Source organism: Streptomyces anandii JCM 4720 (assembly GCF_014650655.1).
In the GTDB taxonomy this organism is placed as follows: domain Bacteria; phylum Actinomycetota; class Actinomycetes; order Streptomycetales; family Streptomycetaceae; genus Streptomyces; species Streptomyces anandii.
Genome location: NZ_BMVJ01000025.1, coordinates 39,573 through 43,254, shown reverse-complemented (window position 1 = coordinate 43,254; position 3,682 = coordinate 39,573). Strand labels below are relative to the sequence as shown.

Below are 3,682 nucleotides of genomic sequence, written 5' to 3'. Positions count from 1 at the left end.
CTCGACGATCGCGAGGTAGTAGCCGCGCTTGGACCGGAAGTAGTAGTAGATCAGCCCCTTCGCCACATGGGCCTGCCGTGCGATGTCGTCCATCGACAGGGCGTCGTAGGAGGTGTCGGCGAACAGCCTGCGTCCGATGGCGATGAGTTCGGCGCGACGCGCCGACGAGCGCTCGGTGCCGCGTGCCCGGCCGGGGGTCCTGCCCGCCCGGGGCGGTTCGGCGGCCTGGGGGTGGACGGTCTCGGGCTGCTCACTCGTCGTCAATTCGACCCTGGTCTCCAACCGGCGGCAGGACACCGGCAGTATGGCAGGTCGGTCACGCGCGGGCCGGGGCCTGGGCCGAAGGCCCCGGTCGCCCGGGGCCCCCGCGCCGGCGTACGGGCCGGGTCAGCACACGCCCACTGCTGCGAGCGCCTCGCGCTGGTGGGAGGTGGGGTGCGCCGGGAAGTACAGGTAGCAGACGCCGCCCGAGCCGGAGACGACCTTGCCGGAGGCGTTGTAGCGCTTGGTCCGCAGCCAGATGTTCTCGAACTCCCGGCGCAGATACACGCGCCGGACCGCCGCGTCGCTCGGCGAGGCCGGGTCGTTGGCGATGACGTCGCCGTCGGCTGTGAAGCCGATGACGGTCATCAGGTGGCCCGAGGTGCCGTAACCGGCGCCCGTCAGCTCGGACTTGAGGAAGGACTGGGACGTCATGGCCGGGATGCCGGCGGCGATCAGCGTCTCCAGGTCGGTGAGGGAGCCGAGGCGGGTGATCACGCCCTGGAGGTCCTTGAAGGTGGCCGCGTAGGCCGCGTTGAAGGGCCAGTTGCCGCAGCCGGCGTACTGGTAGTCGTACGTGGAGCGGGCCGCGTGGCATACCTGCGGGTCGGTGTAGGAGGGGTCGACCCAGGACAGCTGCGCGGGGGTGAGCCGGCCGCCCCAGTACTCGATGATCATCTGCGAGGAGGTGGGGCTGCACCAGGCCTCGCCCCCGTTGTCGTACTGGGGGTACTGGCCCGCGTGGATCTCCTGGGAGTAGCGCGGGACGGTCAGTTCCCTCGCGGGGTGCGCGGGGGTGGAGGCGGGGACCGTGAAGCGGTCGGGGACGTCGGAGCCCATGGCGCCGATCCGCCACACCGTGGGCGTGAGTTGCGTACCGGGGCGGCGGTACAGCGTGAGCCGCAGGCGGTACGAGGCCAAACGCAGGCCGGAGGCCGGGTCGTCGACGGCGAAGGTGTCGGTCCAGATGGTGCTCCTGCCGTCGGTCTGGCCGTCGACGGAGGTGCGTCTGATGTCCTCGTCGCCGGCCGCCCAGCGGCCCATGACGTACCAGGGGGTCTGCGTGCCGTCCGAGTACGTGCCCTGCAGCTCGGTCTGGATCCAGGTGCCGGGCGGGGTGTGGGCGTTCCAGGAGGCGATCGCCTCGGTGGCCGGGACGGTGAGGCGGTGCACGGGGGAGGTCCAGGTGGCGTACTCCCAGGCGGCGGTGGTGCCGGTGTGGGGGTCGGTGTAGTCGGTGGTGCCGGCCGGGGTGGCGATCGCGATGCCGGGGCGCGCGCCGGCGAGGGCGCGGGTGCCGAGCGCCGTGCCGGTGCGCCATTCGGCGTACGTCGTCCATGCGCGGTAGTCGACCGGGCGGGCCGGGGCGGTGTCCCTGGGCGCGGCGGCCGGGGCGGCGGTCGCCTGTGACGTGCCGCCGGCGACCGCGGCGACCACGGCGGCGGCCAGGACGGATCTGCGGGACGGCGGTCCGGATCTGCTCATGGGTGTGAGACCCCCAGGTGTCCGAGTCGGGGCGGGCGGCGGGTCCGTGCACGGCAATGCGCCCACTATGACGGCGGCCCCCCGCCCCGGCCAGCACTTCGACACGCGCCACGCCCACCAATATTGGTCCCCACCAGTGGCATCCCCTGGCCCTCCCCCGGAGCCCCGCCGCAGACGCCCACCCGGCCCGCCGGGGGCCCGGCCCACCGGAGGCCGGATGGGCAGACGCCGCCCCCGGCAGGCGCCCCGCCCAGACGGTGCCGCACGCCGCAGGCGCCGTCCCGGCAGGCGCCCCGCCCGGAAGGCCTCGGACCTCCCGGAGGGGCCTCAGCTGTTCAGATGAGGTCCATTGCTGCTACCTCGTCCGGGTGGCCGTAGCTGACCGGCCCCTGGAAGTGGCGGCGGGCTGTGGTGAACCACCAGATGGTGGCGACGAGGAGGACCACGGCCAGCGCGATGGGAGCGTAGTTGAAGGAGTCGACGGTGATCGGGGAGGCCTGCGGCAGCATGAACAGCACGCTGCTCAGGGCGATCCAGGTGACGGCCACCACGCCGACCGGGCGCCCCCAGCGGCCCAGGTGCCAGGGCCCGGCCTGGAACTCCGCGCCGAGGCGCAGCCGCAGCAGGATCGGGACGGCGTAGGCGAGGAAGAGGCCCACGACGTTGACGCTGACGATGGCCGTGAAGGCCGTGTGGGACCACCAGCCGGGCAGGACCAGCGCGAGCGAGCAGGCCACCGCGAGCCAGACCGCCTTGACGGGGGTGCGGGTGCGCGGCGAGACCGAGTGCCACCAGCGCGAGCCGGGCATGGCGCCGTCCCGGGAGAAGGCGAAGATCTGCCGGGTGTTGCTGGTCAGGTTGGCCAGCCCGCAGAAGAGCATGGACCCGATCACGATCAGCAGCAGCAGCTTGGCCGTGCCGAGCCCGAGGACGTCGATGAGGATCTGGACGGGCGGTGCGGTCGCGCTCGCCACATCGTCGTAGTCGCGAATGCTGTAGACGAGGGCCAGCATGAGGATCAGACCGGTGACGGCGGAATAGCCGATCGCACGGGTGATGCCCTTGGGGGCGTTGACGGTGGCCCGGACGGTTTCCTCGGACATGTGGAAGCTGCCGTCGAAGCCGGTGAACGTCCAGCTGGTGACGAGCAGGCCGAGCATGCCGCCGTAAAGTCCGCTAGTGAAACCGGTGTTGTTCGCGAAATGCGTGACGAAGGACGCCGGGCGGTGGTGGTCGGGCACGGCGACCAGCGCGGTGACGATCACGACCATGCCGATCAGCAGCCACCACACGGAGATGCGGTTCAGGACGGCGACGAGCTGGACGGTGTAGGTGTTGGCCAGCCCCTGCAGGACGATGATCAGCGCGGTGATCAGCACGGTCTGGTGGGCGGTCGGGCGGTAGGACGGCCACTGCAGGGCCACGAACGCCTGGATGAAGGTGGCCGCGGCGTAACCGGTCGCGGCGGTGCCGCCCACCTGGCCGACGAAGTTCAGCCAGCCGGTGTACCAGGACCAGGCGCCCTTGTGCCTTTTGGCGAGTTTCCCGGCCGAGAAATACAACGCCCCGCTCGTCGGATAAGCGGAGGCGACTTCCGCCATGGCCGCCCCGACGAACAGGACCATCACGGAAACACCGATCCAGCCGAATACGAGAATGCGCGGGCCGCCCGCGTTCATGCCGAATCCGAAGGACGAGAAGATACCCGAGATGATGTTGATTATGGTGAATGAGATGGCGAAGTTGTCGAACGCCTGGAATCTGCGCGTGAGTTTGCGCGGATAACCCATCGCGTGCAGGGTCGCGTCGTCGTCGAGGGCGCTCGGGTCGGCCTGGGGGCGGCCGCTGTGCGCGCCGCGCGCACGGGCGCGCGGGGCCGGTATCCGTTCCGTCACGGGTGGGCCTTTCTCTCGGTGGGGGGTCGGACGAGGGACAG

At 71.2% G+C, this 3,682-nt stretch carries 3 protein-coding genes; all 3 read right to left on the bottom strand.

Going from position 1 to position 3,682, the window contains the following annotated elements:
• On the bottom strand, positions 1–264 hold a 264-nt coding region (locus IE249_RS39025), incomplete at its 3' end, for a helix-turn-helix domain-containing protein (RefSeq protein WP_229859625.1).
• A 123-nt stretch (positions 265–387) separates the two neighbouring features.
• A complete protein-coding gene (locus tag IE249_RS30890) occupies positions 388–1,746 on the bottom strand; it encodes a C39 family peptidase (protein ID WP_189710110.1) in 1,359 nt (452 codons plus the stop codon).
• A gap of 335 nt (positions 1,747–2,081) precedes the next feature.
• Positions 2,082–3,641 (bottom strand): amino acid permease, encoded by a 1,560-nt coding sequence (locus IE249_RS30885; protein WP_189710108.1) that lies wholly within the window; start codon positions 3,639–3,641, stop codon positions 2,082–2,084.
• Positions 3,642–3,682: the final 41 nt, after the last annotated feature.

Excerpts from the sequence above, each read along its gene's own strand:
- IE249_RS30890 (WP_189710110.1), bottom strand. The coding sequence starts at position 1,746 with ATGAGCAGATCCGGACCGCCGTCCCGCAGATCCGTCCTGGCCGCCGCC.